Consider the following 16,052-nt stretch of genomic DNA (forward strand, 5'->3'; position numbering starts at 1 on the left):
CCGCCGCGCTGGAGATGCTGATCTCCGGCATGTTTTTCCACCTGCGCAGCCTGCGGGACAGCGATTTTGTTATGCGGATCATCCGGCAGGTCAAGGCCGCTAAAAATCCGGCCTCGCTGGAAGACATAGACGCGGCGGCTTTTTTCCCGAAACGCGCCGGACGCGCTTTGGAGAAATTAACTGATATACCGGAAGACCTGCTTTTACTTTTTAAACAGGCCGCGCCTAAAGTTTTGGCCGGATTAGCCATAGAAGAATTAACTGTCCTGCTGCTGTCCACAACCACGCCAGACTGGCTGGTCAGGATTATTTTATCCGATAAACGCCTATTGAACATGCTGGGACAGTTCGTTTATCCGTCTTACGGCTGGTTCTCTCTCCCCGAGGACAAAGTACCCGACGAGCAAAAAGAGGCGGAGCTGGACAAAGTAATGGAGCAAGCGCGCAAAGTTCTAGAGTGGGTAAATAAATGTCCGGCGGAATATTTGCCGGCAAGCATAGACCCGTGCCCTCTGGATGTGCAGGAATGTGCGGCAGGGAGATTAATCAAGGAACTAGACAAATTTCCGGCTGACAAGCTGCTGACTTTAGTATCTCTCGACATCCTGCCAGCTTGGTTTCGCAAGGCCGCTGAAAAACGTTTCACCGAGATTACCAGCTCCAACACCGGCATTTCCACCCGCAGACGCAGACACAGAAAATCCGAGAATTAAAATGTGAAACATGGAGTATGTCGGTCGGTGAGCGGAGTATCCTGCGGATACGCTGGCGAAGGGAGCGGAGTGTGTCGGTCAGTGACTGTAAGCCCGCTAGGGAGCGGAAAATCTGCCCTATTCAAATCGTATACTCCACCGCCGGACGCTGCGCGCCCAGTTGGAATTCTTCCAGCAGAGCTTCTTTGAGCCGCGCAAACTCCGCGCTGCCTCTGTCCCGCGGACGCGGCAGTTCCACGGGAATAATTTTTTTGATAATCCCCGGCCGCGAGGACATGATCACCACACGGTCGCCCAGATATACCGCTTCTTCCACATCGTGCGTGATCATGAGCATCGAGATTTTTTCTTTGCGCCAGATTTTTTCCAGTTCTTCCTGCATGTAAATGCGGGTCAGCGCGTCCAGCGCGCCCAGCGGCTCATCCAGCAAAAGCAGCTCGGGACGGTTGACCAGGGCGCGCGCTATGGCCACCCGCTGCGCCATGCCGCCAGACAGCTGATAGGGAAAAGCCTTTTCAAAACCGGTCAGGCCGACCAGCGCCAAATGCTGCCGGATCAGCGGCGCGCGTTGCGCCGGAGCCAGCTTGTGCAGGCCAAAAGCCACATTGTCCTCTACGCTCAGCCAGGGCAATAGGCGGTGCTCTTGAAAAACCACGCCGCGCTCCGGCCCGGGGCCGCGTATCGGCTCGCCGTTCAAACAGCACCGTCCGCTATAGTCCGTGTCCAGCCCCAGAATTATTCTCAAAAGCGTAGTCTTGCCGCAGCCGCTGGAACCGATGATCGAAACGAATTCACCAGATTTGACGGAGAGATCGATGTTCTCCAAAACCGGCAGAACTTTTTCTTCGATAATAAATTGTTTATTCAGCCCGCTGATCTCTAATTGGTCAGCCATATTAGCACCCGCCTCTCGTTCCTTCTTTTTTAAAACGCCGCAATAATTTTTGCTGCAAGAGTTCAATTAAATAATTCAAACTCAAAGTAACGACCACGATCAAAAACACTCCAGCAAAAACCACATCCATATAAAAAATTTCCCGCGCGTCGGAGATCAGCGCGCCCAAGCCCACCGGCGTGCTGATCATGATCTCGGCAGCCACCAGCAGTATCCAGGACATATTGAAACTCAAAACCACGCCGGTCAAAATGGACGGCAGCGCGGCCGGTAAAATAATTTTGCAGCAGGACTGCCAGAGTCCGAGCCGATAAACCTGTCCCAATTCCAAATACTGTTTGGGCACGCCGGCAATTCCAGCGTAGGTATTCAGCGCCATAGGTGTAAAAGCGCCCAGCGTGATAAAGGTAATGCGTCCAGCCTCGCCGGTGCCGCACCAGATAATGATCAACGGTATCCAGCCGACGAACGGCACTTGCCGCAAGGCGTGAAACAAAGGTAAAAATAAACGCTCCGCTTTGGGCGACAGCCCCAGCGCCAGACCGAAAAGAAAGCCCAAAATATTGCCCAGCGCAAAACCGCGAAAAACCCGGGCCACGCTAAGGGCCATAGCCAGACCTAAATTTGTCGAAAAATCAACTCTGCTGCCAGTGCGGAATAATTCCCACAAAGCTTCTAGCACGCTGCCGATAGACGGCACCAGACGCGGTTCGACCAGTTTAAATTCCGTAACGCTCAGCCAGAGCAGCAAAATACCGCCCGGCAAAAGATAGCTGTGCGGATCCCGCCAGAAACTTTTAGTTTGTTTCAAACCCGCGCTCATACTTTTTTATAACGCAGCAAGCGTTTCTCCAAACTGGACACGCCCGCATTCAGCAGGACGCCGATCACACCGATCACAATAACGCCGATCATCACCACATCCATCTGGAACAACTGCCGCCCCCAGGTCATCATAAAACCCACACCGACATCCGACGCCAGCAGTTCCGCGCCGACGACCATCATCCAGGCAATACCCAAACTCAAACGCAGTCCGGTAAATATCGCCGGAAAAGCCGCCGGAATAATCACGCGGCGTATCGTGTCCAAACGCGAATATCCGTACACTCTGGCCAACTCCAGAAAAGCGCCGGGCACGGCGGCAATGCCGCTCATGGTGTTCAGCGCCATCGAGGGGAACGCGCCCAAAGCGATAAAAACATATTTCATGCCTTCGCCAATACCAAACCAGAGCATAAGCAAAGGCACCCAGGCAAACAAAGATATTTGGCGAAAAGCATTGAATGTCGGCATGATGATGCGTTTGGCCCGGGCGGAAAGCCCCATCGCCAGCCCTGTCAACAGCCCCAGCAGAGAACCCAGCGAAAAACCGACCGCCACGCGCACCAGACTGACCCGAATATTCAAAAGCAATTCGCCGGAAAGCAATAATTCCCAGAGCAGCGCCAGCAATTGGCTGGGCGGCGCCAAAAGCGACACTGGCACCCAGCCCAGACGGGTAATCAGCTCCCAGACAAGCGCCAGCACGGCCGGCACGATAAATCCGTCATATTTGCCGCTGTTCCTGGCGCTCACAGCCAGCCTCCTAAATCATTTCAATAAATGCTTCTACACGGTTTTCCGACTGCTCGGTCGCCTCGGTGCGCCCCAGCTCGCCGACTTCCACAAAAGTGGACGGCTTACCGGTCTTTTCTTTAACAATGTCCGAGATCATGCGGCCGACCGAAGTCTGATAATTGCAGCCCCAGTTGTACATGAAAAGCACGCCGTCCGCGCGGGATTTTTTGACCATTTCCGCAGTCCAGTCCGCGCGCTGTTCCGTTGGCAACTCGTAAGGAAAAGACAGGATCGCTTCCGCCAGATTGCGGTAAGGATCGCCGTCTTCTTTGACCAGTACGCTGTTGCAGCTAAAATTATCATCGCGTCCCACCAGCACCGCTCCGGCGCGCTCCACACTGGTGGCATTGGGCCCGACGCAGGAGCCGCAGACAAAGACACGCTTGGCCTTGTCCGCCACGCCCGTGCCTTTGATCCCGTGCTCAACACGGTAAGCCACTTCTTTTTTGGTTTCGGTCAGCACTTGAATAGTCGCTTCCGGATCGCCGACAAAATCATTGGCCAAAAACGGAATGCTGAAAAAGTCCGTGCTGTTGAGCGGCGGCTGTTCGGCTGACCACCACAGCTCGATGATCTCCTGCGCTAGCCGCCGCGCTTTGTTCTGGCGCTGGATCTCCCGTCGCAGCGTCTCGTCCGTCACTTCTTTTTTGGAGAGCTTAGCGATCTCCTTGACCAGCCCGCGCAGCTGCTCCGCCACATAATCGCTGGTGTAATGTTTGCCGGTTTGATTGATCGGAAAATCCACCAAATATTTTGGCCGCTGGTCTTCTTTGTAACGGTGCGTCTCCACCAGAAAAGACATATCCGAACAGCGCAGGCACAAATACGGCGCGATCAAATCCACCGGCACAATATTATTGGCGACCGCCGCGTGCGCCGCCACTTGATTGCAGGCCTCGATGCTGATTTTGCGCCGCCCTTTTTCCAGGATCTCTAAACCGGCCGCGTCCAGCTGGCGCAGATTTAAACCCTCTTGAACATCGCGCGCCCACTGCATCACATAACCCGGGCGCAGCGGTATGCCGCCGGCCGCGTAATACGGATCAAGCGTCTGGCCGCCCTGGATCATCACGATCGGCACGCCATTGTCATGCGCCTTGAACAGCCGGTCTTTCATCGTCAGCGTCAGATAGGCACGCTTAAGGCCGGCAAAAAAATGCACATCGTCGGACAATCGGCCGATACTGTTGGCGCTGGCGTCAAAAGCATGGGGAAAACGCCGCGGCGCTTCTACGGTCAAGAATTGCCAGATCTCCTCCGCGGAAACTTCCGAGCCGTCGCTGAATCTCAAGCCGCCGGTTTGTATAAAATCGGCTTTGATCGTTTCGGGATACTGAAAAACTTTTTCTTTAACTGCCATTTTAAATACCTCCTGCCACGTCATTGCGTGTTCTGACTAATTCCAAAAACGCTTCCACCCGCGTGCGGATCGCCTCAATGTCGGACGAAGCGTATTCGGTGTGTATTTCCAAAAAAGGAAAACCGGCGTTATTTAAAATATCCTTGGTCTCACCAGCTTTAAAAGTGTACGGATCGCAGTAACGCAGCGTATGATCGATCACCGCCTGCGCGCGAAACTTTTGCAGCAGCTCTTTCAATTTTTTGATCCGGCTGTCCGTGCTGATGTCGAGATAAGGCAAGGCCGCGTGCGGCACGCGCGCCAGATAACCATCGGCCAGCGCGTCCACCGTTGGCGCGGCAACCTGAATATCCAGATACGACGACAGGCCGGTCCAGAGATCGTCACCGATAATCTGGCCGCCAAGGTCTTCGATAATATTAATGAGCTTGACGTCGCCGGGCGACAGCTGGCTGCCGGTCAGGAAAACGCGCGGCTGCAGGCCGGGAATTTTATTTTTGTCTACCGGCAGGGTTTTCAGCTCGGCGAGTAGTTCCTGCAACAGTTTTAAATACTCCGCGCGGTCGAGATAAAAGCCCGCGTGCACGATCTCAAAAACCTCGCGCCAGCTCAGATTGGCGTAATCCTGCGCCTGATATTCATACAAATAGCGCAGAGCTTCCCGGATTTTAGCCAGCAGTTCAATAGCCGAATTTAATTTAGCCTCGGTAAGCTGGCGGCCGGTGAATTTTTCCAGCTCGGCGGTAAAAGACCGCAGCTCCTGCCGGAAATATTCCCGTCCTTCCGGCGCGGCAAAACTGCGCGGCACACCCAGAATAGCCGTCTCGTATTTAAAATAATATTTGACCACTTCGGCCAGACGGAAAACCTGCAGACAGCTCGCGTCTACCGCCAGCAGGTCAAGGAGCGGCGTGTAAGCGTCTTTTTTCTCGCCCAGCAGTCCGACTACGGAGCGGACAAAAACACAATTTTTTGTGGAAATATAGCGGGCGCCAATATCGACGAGCTGCTCATCGCCGCCGGTGCCGACGCGGATCGGGACAGCGTCGAGCGCCAGCAAAATTTCTTCCGGCACAAAATAATTGAGCCAGCCGATCACTTTTTGCCCTCGCTGTTTAGCGGCGGCAATCTGCGCCGGACGGTCTTGCAGAGCCTGACGGATCTTATCGAGAGTGGCCGCTTTAACGGCGGTCGTTACGCTGCTTGACATAAGCCCTCCCTGACAGCGTTTTTCCAGGCGATCGCCGCCGCGCCCAAAGCTCCCGTCAACTGCGGATCAAAAGTCGGCTCGACAATATTGACTTTGAGGACTTCCGCGATCGCCTGGCGCATGCCTTTGTTCTTGGCCACGCCGCCGGAAAAAAACACATCGCTCTCAATGCCCACGCGCGAAAACAAACCGGAAATCCGATTGGCGATAGCGTGGTGAATACCGGCCTGGATATTAGCCGGTTTCTCACCGCGCGCGATCAGCGAAATAGTTTCGGACTCGACGAAAACCGTGCAGGTGCTGCTCATCGGCACGATCGAGTCCGCGCTCAAAGCCAGATCGCCGAGGTCTTCTAGCTTGACTTTAAAAACATTGGACATCACTTCCAAAAAACGTCCGGTGCCGGCAGCGCATTTGTCATTCATGGCAAAATCCACCACATTGCCATTGCTGTCCAGACGGATCGCCTTGCAGTCCTGTCCGCCGATGTCGATAATCGTGCGCACTGAAGGATAGAGAAAATTCGCGCCGCGGGCATGGCAGGAAATTTCCGTAACGGTTTTGTTGGCGTAGTCCGCCGAGATGCGGCCGTAGCCCGTGGCCACAATATATTTCAAGGCTTCTCGCGGCACACCCGCGCTGTTCAAAGCATGCTGCAATACGCTTTTGCCGGTCTCTTCTGAATTAAAACCGGAAGGTATCAAACCGTGTCCAATAATTTCGCCGTCCGCAATGATCACCGATTTGGCGGCCAGCGAGCCGACGTCCACTCCAGCCACCACGTCGCCGATTTTCTTTTCCGTATTTGTCATTTCTGTTTAACTCCTTTTCCTTTTTTAAGGTTTATTCTTTGCTTTCTCTATCCTCGCTTTTTTTAGCGCAATTTTTTACTGCCAGTAATCCTCCAATCCCAGCTCTCGCAGAGCGGCGTTCAGATAGCTGTCGTCTATCCAGTCGTTTACATTGGCGGCCTTACGAATAATGTTGTTGGCTTTGGAGAAATCAATGCCTTCCTGTATCAGCCCGCGATAGGCTGTATTTAACAGCGGATTATTGCGGTCTTTCAGCGAATCCCCGCCCAGATCGGTGGTCAGATTGGTAATGGACGAGCCGGACTTGGCGCTGATCTGCAAATATTCTTTGCGGTTCTCCGGCTGGGAAGCCCAATGCGAAGCAATTACTATCTGCTTTAAAATACGTTTGGTAATGTCCGGATATTTTTTGGCAAACTCTTCCGTCACAGCGAAAGCGCCGGAGCCGCGCCAATTGTACGGATCCTGACGCGTGTCATAAATAATTTTGGCCACGCCCAGGGTTGCCTGATCCAGACCATTGGAAGCCGCGACATAAGCGTCGATGGATTTAGCCGCGACCGCCGCGACGCCGTCCGCCTGGCCGAGATTGTAAACTTTGAAATCTTTTTCCGTCCAGCCGCGCGCGGCGATTATCTTGCCAAAAGTCAACTGCAGATAGGTGCCTTTCAGAAAGCCGACTCGCTTGCCTTTAAGCTCCTCTAAAGATTTAATGGTCGAATCCGCCGGCGCGATAATGTAAACATTCTGCCCGCCGCCAGTGCCGGCTATGATCTTGAGCGGCAAACCACCGGCAATACCGACGATAGCCGGCAAGTCACCGTAATAAGTGAAATCCACCGTCCTATTGGCAAAGGCCTCGTTGATCGCCGGGCCGGTGCCTTTTAAGACGCTCCATTCGACTTTGATACCGTCTTTGGCAAATTCCGATTCCAGCAGCTGCTTGGTCTGCACCACACCCAGCACGCCGCTGGCATAAGGCTTGCCGTATTGATTGCCCACGGCGGCGATACGGATAACTTTAGGCTGGCCCTCGTCGGCATTGAGGAAAACCAAAATGGACAGCGCGAACAGCGCCGCGAAGCACAGCCCTTCCCCTAACTTAAATAATTTAAATCTGCTTAACATGATCTTTTCTCCTCTCCTATTTTTTATTTAATATTTTCTATTTAATATTTAAAAGCCAAATTGAAACTGCGCGATAGTTTCCGCCGCATTTTTAATCTCAGCGCTTTTTTGATTGGCGACACTGTAATTAAGCTGAAACTTTGTCGTCTCCGCGAAAAACACATTCAAGCCGAGTGTTTTGATCTCTTTATTGCTGTCGCCGTCAGATGTATCGGCGTTCCAGTTGTCGAAACGGGCAAACGGCTCCCACGACACCGGCCACCAATCGTCGTTGCGGCTCTGATTGCGGTAGCCCGGCACAAATTGTTCGCCGATAGTCCAGAACAGCGTGATCGTTTCGCTCTTGCTCCGAACATTGTATCTTTCGGCGGTGACAGGATTTGTTGTAAGCGTTTTTTCATCCAAGCCGGTGATGGCCTCATAAGTAAAACCAAACGGCGTGCGGACATAAGACACGTCAAATCCGGCTCGATTTTTAAGGCCTGTTGCGATGCCGGATGTATTCTCGGTAGTAGTCCAGAGCCTGGCCGTGCCTTCGTACACCGAAGCGCCGATCGAAAAACCGCGCAGCCAGTCATTGTAATTGATCTGTCCGTCGCCGATATTCCAGGCGATCGGGTTGATCACGATGCGTCCCAGCGTGTCAAATTGATCCTTGCCGGTGCTGGCGCTGGAGTTGCCGTTGGCCTGATTGAAACCGTTGCCGTTGACCACGCCGAAAGCGTATTCCAGCAGCGGCACGCGATAGCCGTAGCCAAAATCATTGGACGGAAAAAGATCGCCCTTCAGAATAATTCCCACATCGCGCGCCACAAAACCCAGCGGCGCCACAAACTGTGCCTGATTGATCACCGGTTTTTTGTCTTCCAGCGCGCTGGCCTCCAGACCAAAAGGTTTGGTCTGCTGACCAAAAACGACCGCCAGACGCGCGGAGTCAGATTGATTGGCTGGCAAAATATTGTAATTCAGATAAGCGTCCAGCAACTGCGGCCAATTAGAACCAGCCGGGGCAGGACTGGCTCCGCCTAAGCTCACCACATAATCCAGATCGCGCCAGTCATCATAATCTTTTTTCAAACTGCCGCGAAAAGTCAGCGTGGCCAGCGGCACTTGAAATGAATTGTAAGTGTTGAGTGTCGCCTGTGACGGCACGGTCAACCTGGCCTGCACGATACCGGAGATGCGCAGCGCGCGGCCAGTGGCCGCCGTGTTCAGATCGTACTTGCGCTGAAATTCATCCCGCACCTGCTGAATATCGCTGCGCAGCGCGGCGACATCTTCCTGCGTGGCCGGATCGTCATCGGTCTGCAAAACGCTATTCTCGAGCAGGCCGTCCGCCGCCGCGAGCGTCTGGCCGAGCAGCGCGCCCAGCAGTATAAATTTCAAAATTCCTTTCCGCATTTTCTTGCCTTTCTTGAGGAAACGTCCAGTACATCTGGTCAAGTGTTCACAGCGTGTATTTTTTTTAAAGGGGCTCTCCCCTGCCTGTACCTGCCGCACAATTTCGCTTTAGCCCGCGCCTCCTTTTCTTAAAAACTTTTTTTTAAATCGCGCCGCCGGCGTCCACATAATCCTCGCGCAGCACACGGACACGTTCTAATTTATCTATTTGCGTCACGCGCGAGTTGTGCACCGTGATCTGTATCGTGCCGTAATGCAGTTCGGACAGGGTCTGCGCGATCTTTTTTAAAACCTTGTCTTCGCCAGGTTTAGACGCTTCTCTTGGGGTCATTTTTTCATTCCTTTAATTTACTATTCATATCGTATTAGTATGATATAGGGTTCTGGAATTTTTGTCAAGGGGTTGTACGAGTTACATACAAATGAGACTTATTAGAGTTTTTAATCCAAAAATCTAAAAGTTTTGAAAATCTATAGGAATTATTTTTTTTCACGGCCGGATTTCTTTCTTTGTTAATTTGATGGTACTATCTGGTAAATGAAGAATAAATAAAATGTATTTATTAAAAATATTAAATCAAAAAATTAAGGAATAACCCTTATGTTAGCCAAACAATTGCCCATCGGTTCTGGTTTTGGGGCCGCTTCGACTACAGATGAAGTAATTGCCGGAATAAATTTAAGCGGAAAAACAGTTATCGTTACCGGAGGATACTCCGGATTGGGGCTGGAAACGGCGCGTTCTTTTTGTTCCGCTGGAGCTACTGTGATTATACCAACCCGCGATTACAACAAGGCAGCTGCCGCTGTTAAGGGTTTACCTAAAGTAGAGATTGAAAGAATGGACTTGCTTGATCCCGCTTCCATAGACTCCTTTGCTGAAAAATTTTTGGCCTCTGGTCGACCGCTGAATATTCTGGTAAACAGCGCTGGTATTATGGCTCTTCCGCGGTTGACTCTGGACAAGCGCGGATATGAATACCACTTTGCGACAAACCATCTTGGGCATTTTCAGCTTACACTACGATTATTGCCGGCTTTACGTAAAGCAAACGGCGCGCGAGTTGTCTCGGTAGCGGCACGGGCGCATCAATTATCCAGAGTATTTTTTGACGATCTTAATTTTGCACGGCGCGAATATCGACCGATGCTGGGTTATGCCCAGTCCAAAACAGCTAACATTTTATTGGCCACCGGATTGGACGCGCGCGAGCAGATCAACGGGGTACGTGCTTTTTCTCTGCATCCCGGCAGCATCGTCTCTACCAATCTGGGGCGCAATTTTACACTCGCACAGCTGCGGACATTTGGCGTGATCGATGAACACGGAAACCCGATTATCGACCCCGAAAATGATCGCAAAAACGAAAATCAGGGCGCCGCGACTCAGGTTTGGTGCGCGACAAGTCCCCAGCTTGAGGGTATGGGCGGACTTTATTGCCAGGATGTCGATGTGGCTCCACTAGCGCAGCCTGCTGAAGGAATGAAGTTAAGCGATATTGACCCTACTCGCCTGACAGGCGTGATGCCGTATGCTGTTGATAAGGCTGAAGCTAACCGTTTATGGGAGATGAGTGAACAGCTTGTGTTCGGGTGATAAAAATAAAAGCTGAGTAGAACACCCTAATTTTTACGGCCGGACTTCTTTGCGTTCCAGATCGCGCGCTTCTAATTCGCTGATGATCTCATTGGCCTCAAGCTGCCGGCGCGAATGTTTCGTAACGACACTCTGGCGCCAGGCGCCGCTGTAAAAATAGGCCGCGGAAAAAACCAAACCCAGTCCCCAGGAGATCGGCATAGACCACCAGACACCGTCGACACCCAGACGCGCGGCCAGAACAGACGCCGCCGGCACACGGATGATCCAGAGCGACAGCACCGTCAGCAAGGTCGGGACAAAAGTGTCACCCGCCCCGCGCAGGGCGCCGGTGTAAATAAACATCAGCATGAACGGCAAATAAAAGCTGCCCACGATGCGCAGGTAATTCTGCCCGATCCTCAAGACTTCTGGCTCGGCAGTAAAGATCAGCAGCAGCCATTTGCTGAACAGTACCACAAATAAAGACACCGCGACCGCGATCGCCGCGGCCACCAGCAGGCCGGTCTTAACCGCGCCATGCACCCTCTCCTGTTTACCCGCGCCGATATTCTGCCCGACAAATGTCGACATCGCCATCGAAAGATTCATCGCCGGCATCATGGCAAACGCGTCAATACTGCCTGCCGCGGTGAAAGCCGCCAGCGCGCTGGTGCCAAAACCGTTGACCAGCCGATGCAGCACCATCATGCCGGCCGCCACGAGCATTTGCTGCACACCGCTGGGCAGCCCGATCTGCATGCTGCGCGTAAAAATCTCACGGTCAAAACGCAGCCGCCAATAATTGACGCGAAACAAGCGGTTGATCTTTTGCAGATACCACAGGCCGCCGAAAAAAGACACGCCCTGCGAAATAATTGTGGCGAAAGCCGCGCCGAACACGCCCCAGTGAAAAACGAGAACAAAAAGCAGATCCAAAACAATATTGACCAGCGTGGAAATGATCAAAAGATACAGCGGCGTATTGGAATCACCCAGGCCCCGCAAAATCGCGCTGACCAGATTGTAACCAAAAAACAAAAACATTCCCGCGAAAATTGTATGGAGATAAAGTTTGGCGTCGGCGAGAATTTCGGTGGGAGTATTCAGCAGGCGCAGCACAAAATCATTGCCCAAAAAGCCGATCAGCATGAGCGCCAGCGAGATACCTGTCATAAAAAGATAGGAGGTTTCGACGCAGAGCCGGACTTTTTTATAATTGCGCGCGCCGTAATACTGCGAGACCAGCACGGACACGCCCATCGTCGCGCCCATAGCCAGCGCAATAAGCAGGAAAATCACCGAAAAAGACGCGCCAACCGCGGCCAGAGCTTTTTCGCCGATAAATTGTCCGACGATCATGCGGTCAACCACATTGTAGAGCTGCTGAAACACGCTGCCGATAAACATCGGGATCGTAAACATTAACAGCAGTTTGGAAATACTGCCTTTGGTCATATCGAGCATGGTGTGCCTTTCCCCCATTAAAAAAAACGTGGACTGAAGCTAACATGAAAAAGCGTCCGACGCAACGGCATATTCGCTCCACCAAAAGGGACAGGCATGCAGCTGTGAACGCGAGTTAGCTTCGGCGGTCCGCCAGCGTATCCGCAGGACAACGGCCGCAGGTTAATCAGCAATGTTAGTTGCAAAATATTATCGGAACTGGTGAAGTAAAAAATATACAGCTATAAATATATATACCCCGCCAGTTTCAGAATTGGCGGGGTTTTTTATTGATAAATTAGTACAGAAAAAATCAATGCAAGCTTGGCCTCTAGCGAGTCGATATTAGCAATAGAATCTTTCTCTAAAATACTTGGGTTATGGGAGAGTGATATGCTTGGTGTAAGTTATGGTTACAGCTCAAATGTTAAAAATATTGCTAACCATTTTCAAGAACAGCCAGAAGCAGGAGTAGTGCATTTCAGCGCGGCGGATGTCCGTGTCACAGCGGATAAAATCAAGAATGAATTTAATCAGAATCAAAAAATAGAATTGCGCCAGCAGCTCCAAAACGCAATCTCTGAATTATTGGCCAAAGGCGATGCTGTGCTCGAGAACGATCAAATCCGGCTTGGCAATGATAGTTAATAAGGATACTGGCGCTAATAAGGATACATCAGCCCCGCCATTGAGGACACAGGATATTGACCGGAATGATCCAAAGATACACAGAGCAATAACTGAAGCTACAATATCAAGAACAGCGTGGGTTGAAGAACCCAGACCGGAAAACAGGCATGCATCTTACTACTGCGGATGGAAACACAAAATTAAAATTATTTTTTACTGTTGACACTATTGACGACAATGGCAAAAAGAAAACTGTCACATATAATATAGTTTATGATATAGCAAACAGCGCTGGCGAAGAAGAAAATCCCAGACTGTATATAGACAACAACAAAACCCCCGAAAATCTTAATGGGCTGACAATTGTTGATTATTTAACGAGCAATAATTTTGTAAGTGAAGAAAAATAGAAGAAAATAAGGAAGGGTGGCTATATACGGTTACAATAGGAGAAAAAACCAGAGAGGTTTTTATTCCGCGTTCAAATGATCCAAGCAAAGGCAACTCGGAAAACAATGATATTCCTCTAATCTGCTTTGACAAGGTGAGTGATATTTCATCTGTAGTGCTTAAACCTGCTCCGTTGTTTGATGAGAATGGCCGGGTGTGGGTTGTTTCTAGTGGAGATAATCAAGATGCGTTAATTAGGTATTACAGAAATAAAACAAATAACCCATTTTGGAATGAGCACAAGCTATTTTTAGGAGGATAACTAAATATGGAAATAAATAATTATAGCCTTAATCCATTTTTTGCTCGGGTTTTCCCTACATTTAAGCCGGGCGATGAGTGGATAGACTTAAAAGATAAGACAGGGAAACCTGACAGGATAAAGCAGCCAAGCGAAATTCTTCAGCCATTAGACGAGGTTGGCAATGAAAACACAGAGATTAACGATTATGAAATAGTTTCTTTTCTAAAAGAGAATATTCAGGGTATTCCTGAAGACAAAATACAGGAATTATTCCCTTTGTTACTTGACTATGTCAAAAGTAATCCTATGGGTGGATATTATTATGCTGGAGAGGATTCTTTTTATGCCAAGGACGCTATGGCAGCAATTATAGCTAATAATCCGCAATATGTAGCGTCAGTCGAATCGTTTTTAACTAGTAATAATTTTTTAATCCGCTGGGCAGGGATTCAGGTTTTAGCAGTGTCGGAAATTGAATATGTTGTTATAAAAACAGAATTGCAGGAAAAATTAGGCGGTCTATATGAAAAGGAGATGAGTAAAAAAGTAGCTAATGAGGAACAAGATATAAAAACAACTTACTATCAAGTCAACGAGCTTTACGCCGAATATTTAGGCGAATTAAAAGGGCTGATAGATTATTTGAGCAAATAACAGGTCGGAGAGAGAGGGGGGGGGGGTAAACAGCTATTTATATTCAATATTGGCAATATCCGGAACAACAGCAGGCGGAGTTCAATAAGCTATGGCAGGAAACATCCGCGTACCGTCATAAAAAACAAAGCGGGACTGATTCCGCTCCCGCGCTAATAGCCCGCCCCGCAATCCCTACCTGCGCCTGTTGGCATATCTTTCTATAAAATATCGCACAGTCATAATTTCAGGCCGGTCTATATCCACAGCAGTCAAATCGCTGTCACCAGTTAACAAAATATCGGCATCTGCGAGTATTGCGGAAACTAAAACCGGCAAATCTTTTTTATCTCTAACTCCGGGATATTCTTCTGTTTTAATCTTATCCGGCGTGTAAATCAATTCAAACGGCAACTCATATAAAAAAGTTTCCAGCTTTTCATATTGCGCCGGAAACTTGCGCCGCGTTACAGCTTTTAACTCGTCAACAACGTAAGTGGCTAATAATATTTCATGCTTCTCGGTAATAATATTCAATAATTTTAATATGTGCGGCGAGGTTAAAACAAACGCTGAAATCAGGATATTTGTATCAAGCGCCACACGCATAGCGGGATTTCCATGTTTCCTCACGCACTTCATCAACCAAAGCAACAATATCTTGTTCTGTCTTTAGATTAAGCCGCTCTGCCTCTCCGGCAAAAGCCAGCTGCATCTCGGCGAAAGCAGTTTTTGCCGCATTGGCAAAGATTATCTTTTCATCTTCCTCAAAAAAAACGGCCTTATCGCCCTCACGCAGACCAAGTTTCTGGCAAACATCCGCAGGTATATTCACCTGTCCATTATGAACCCTCACTATTTCCGCATTCATGTTTTTCTCCTGAATAAATAACTAATCCATTATACCACACTCATATTAATATACAAAAAAATATAACCCTGTCTAAAAAAAGACAGACTGTGAGGTCTGTCTTTTTAAAAAGAAATTTTTAACTCTGGCTGATCACCACTCGCTCTTAATACCTCGCCCAGCAGCTCCGGCGATCCCTACCTGCGCCTGTTGGCTTCGTTGAGCAGCGCGCGTCGTCCTCTAGGCCGCCGCCAACAACAAGTATAGGTTATTTTTTATTATAAATAAACTGCAGACCCTGCCTGCGGTATTCGGCAAAAATCCTGTCGCTGCTGATCAGCGGCATACGTTCCGTTATGGCTTGCGCAATGATCAAGCGGTCGCTGGGATCATTGTGGTTTGTGATGATCTCAAGTCCGGCAAATGTCTGTAGGTGTTCTTTTCTGACGTAATCAATGAGAAAATCCGACTCTCGTTCAATAAAACCTATAATATCAGCGGCCATTTTCCATTTTTTTGTTTTTATCCTGCCGGTTTGGAATAGATGTATGGTTTCTTTGACGCTTTCAGAACTGATATAAATTATATTCTCATAATCCGTCAAAATATCGCGCGTATCGTTATTCAGAAAACAATTGTCAAAGGCGTAAAACAGAAAGATATTTGTGTCTATCAAATAACGCATAACCAAGCCTCGAGAAGTTATTTCATTACCGCTCTCATATCAACAATAGTTCCTATACCTTTGGGGTATTTTTTCATAAATTCACCGGCTTTAGATATTTTTTTCGGCTTTTTATATTCAAGTTTTTTTCTATGCATAGACATGGTCAGCACTCCTAGTAACAATAATACTATCCGTTCAAAACATTGTCAAAAAAACTGCCGCCCCGCGCTAATACCCCACCAGATGACCGGCAACTCTACCTGCGCTTGGCTGCATTGAGCAGCGTTTGTTGTTCCGTACCCCTGCCGCCGAAAGACACGGCTATTTGGCCTGTTTAGGGCAATTAAAATAATTTAATAATTCTTTGACGGACATATTTTGCGTCTCAGTATAAACCTGCGCCTGAATACGGCTTTT

At 49.6% G+C, this 16,052-nt stretch carries 18 protein-coding genes; 5 read left to right on the top strand and 13 right to left on the bottom strand.

What is annotated here, in order from left to right:
- On the top strand, positions 1 to 713 hold a 713-nt coding region (locus tag LBJ25_01525), incomplete at its 5' end, for a hypothetical protein (protein ID MDR1452643.1).
- 121 nt (positions 714 to 834) lie between these two features.
- On the opposite strand, the gene LBJ25_01530 is transcribed toward LBJ25_01525, so the two are convergent.
- From LBJ25_01530 to LBJ25_01570, 9 genes are all read right to left on the bottom strand, one after another.
- Positions 835 to 1,608 carry an ABC transporter ATP-binding protein gene (locus tag LBJ25_01530; GenBank protein ID MDR1452644.1) on the bottom strand — a complete coding sequence of 258 codons (774 nt, stop codon included), beginning with the start codon at positions 1,606 to 1,608 and terminating at the stop codon, positions 835 to 837.
- A 1-nt stretch (position 1,609) separates the two neighbouring features.
- The gene (locus LBJ25_01535; GenBank protein ID MDR1452645.1) at positions 1,610 to 2,431 is read right to left on the bottom strand and encodes an ABC transporter permease; all 822 of its coding nucleotides are present in this window, start codon (positions 2,429 to 2,431) and stop codon (positions 1,610 to 1,612) included.
- Positions 2,428 to 3,186 carry an ABC transporter permease gene (locus LBJ25_01540; protein MDR1452646.1) on the bottom strand — a complete coding sequence of 253 codons (759 nt, stop codon included), beginning with the start codon at positions 3,184 to 3,186 and terminating at the stop codon, positions 2,428 to 2,430. Before LBJ25_01540 ends, LBJ25_01535 begins: the two co-directional genes overlap by 4 nt.
- 10 nt (positions 3,187 to 3,196) lie before the next feature.
- Positions 3,197 to 4,588, bottom strand: coding sequence for a 2-hydroxyacyl-CoA dehydratase family protein (locus tag LBJ25_01545; GenBank protein ID MDR1452647.1), 1,392 nt, complete (start codon positions 4,586 to 4,588; stop codon positions 3,197 to 3,199).
- Between the two features lies 1 nt (position 4,589).
- The gene (locus tag LBJ25_01550; GenBank protein ID MDR1452648.1) at positions 4,590 to 5,798 is read right to left on the bottom strand and encodes a 2-hydroxyacyl-CoA dehydratase family protein; all 1,209 of its coding nucleotides are present in this window, start codon (positions 5,796 to 5,798) and stop codon (positions 4,590 to 4,592) included.
- Entirely contained in the window at positions 5,783 to 6,610 is an 828-nt protein-coding gene (locus tag LBJ25_01555) for an acyl-CoA dehydratase activase (protein ID MDR1452649.1), read from the bottom strand. The genes LBJ25_01550 and LBJ25_01555 overlap by 16 nt, the downstream gene beginning before the upstream one ends.
- Before the next feature lie 75 nt (positions 6,611 to 6,685).
- Positions 6,686 to 7,738 carry an ABC transporter substrate-binding protein gene (locus tag LBJ25_01560; GenBank protein MDR1452650.1) on the bottom strand — a complete coding sequence of 351 codons (1,053 nt, stop codon included), beginning with the start codon at positions 7,736 to 7,738 and terminating at the stop codon, positions 6,686 to 6,688.
- Positions 7,739 to 7,786: 48 nt separating this feature from the next.
- Positions 7,787 to 9,139, bottom strand: a complete 1,353-nt coding sequence (locus tag LBJ25_01565; GenBank protein ID MDR1452651.1) for a hypothetical protein — start codon at positions 9,137 to 9,139, stop codon at positions 7,787 to 7,789.
- 142 nt (positions 9,140 to 9,281) lie between these two features.
- Entirely contained in the window at positions 9,282 to 9,470 is a 189-nt protein-coding gene (locus tag LBJ25_01570; protein ID MDR1452652.1) for a YezD family protein, read from the bottom strand.
- A 270-nt stretch (positions 9,471 to 9,740) separates the two neighbouring features.
- On the opposite strand from LBJ25_01570, the gene LBJ25_01575 reads away from it, so the two are divergent.
- Complete coding sequence (locus LBJ25_01575) at positions 9,741 to 10,736, top strand: SDR family NAD(P)-dependent oxidoreductase (protein MDR1452653.1); 996 nt, start codon at positions 9,741 to 9,743, stop codon at positions 10,734 to 10,736.
- 33 nt (positions 10,737 to 10,769) lie between these two features.
- On the opposite strand, the gene LBJ25_01580 is transcribed toward LBJ25_01575, so the two are convergent.
- Entirely contained in the window at positions 10,770 to 12,173 is a 1,404-nt protein-coding gene (locus tag LBJ25_01580) for an MATE family efflux transporter (protein MDR1452654.1), read from the bottom strand.
- A 381-nt stretch (positions 12,174 to 12,554) separates the two neighbouring features.
- Between LBJ25_01580 and LBJ25_01585 the strand changes: the two genes are divergently transcribed.
- The 3 genes from LBJ25_01585 to LBJ25_01595 all read left to right on the top strand — a co-directional run bounded on the left by LBJ25_01585 (position 12,555) and on the right by LBJ25_01595 (position 14,139).
- A complete protein-coding gene (locus tag LBJ25_01585) occupies positions 12,555 to 12,809 on the top strand; it encodes a hypothetical protein (GenBank protein MDR1452655.1) in 255 nt (84 codons plus the stop codon).
- A gap of 149 nt (positions 12,810 to 12,958) precedes the next feature.
- Positions 12,959 to 13,201, top strand: coding sequence for a hypothetical protein (locus LBJ25_01590; protein ID MDR1452656.1), 243 nt, complete (start codon positions 12,959 to 12,961; stop codon positions 13,199 to 13,201).
- A gap of 308 nt (positions 13,202 to 13,509) precedes the next feature.
- The gene (locus LBJ25_01595; GenBank protein ID MDR1452657.1) at positions 13,510 to 14,139 is read left to right on the top strand and encodes a hypothetical protein; all 630 of its coding nucleotides are present in this window, start codon (positions 13,510 to 13,512) and stop codon (positions 14,137 to 14,139) included.
- A 174-nt stretch (positions 14,140 to 14,313) separates the two neighbouring features.
- Here the strand turns inward: LBJ25_01595 and LBJ25_01600 are convergent, their stop codons facing one another.
- From LBJ25_01600 to LBJ25_01610, 3 genes are all read right to left on the bottom strand, one after another.
- Positions 14,314 to 14,775, bottom strand: a complete 462-nt coding sequence (locus LBJ25_01600; GenBank protein MDR1452658.1) for a putative toxin-antitoxin system toxin component, PIN family — start codon at positions 14,773 to 14,775, stop codon at positions 14,314 to 14,316.
- On the bottom strand, positions 14,711 to 14,989 hold the full coding sequence (locus LBJ25_01605) for an AbrB/MazE/SpoVT family DNA-binding domain-containing protein (protein ID MDR1452659.1): 279 nt from the start codon (positions 14,987 to 14,989) through the stop codon (positions 14,711 to 14,713). The genes LBJ25_01600 and LBJ25_01605 overlap by 65 nt, the downstream gene beginning before the upstream one ends.
- Positions 14,990 to 15,236: 247 nt before the next feature.
- Positions 15,237 to 15,653, bottom strand: coding sequence for a type II toxin-antitoxin system VapC family toxin (locus LBJ25_01610; protein MDR1452660.1), 417 nt, complete (start codon positions 15,651 to 15,653; stop codon positions 15,237 to 15,239).
- Positions 15,654 to 16,052 lie beyond the last annotated feature (399 nt).

It is taken from the genome of Candidatus Margulisiibacteriota bacterium (assembly GCA_031268855.1).
Lineage (GTDB): Bacteria > Margulisbacteria > Termititenacia > Termititenacales > Termititenacaceae > Termititenax.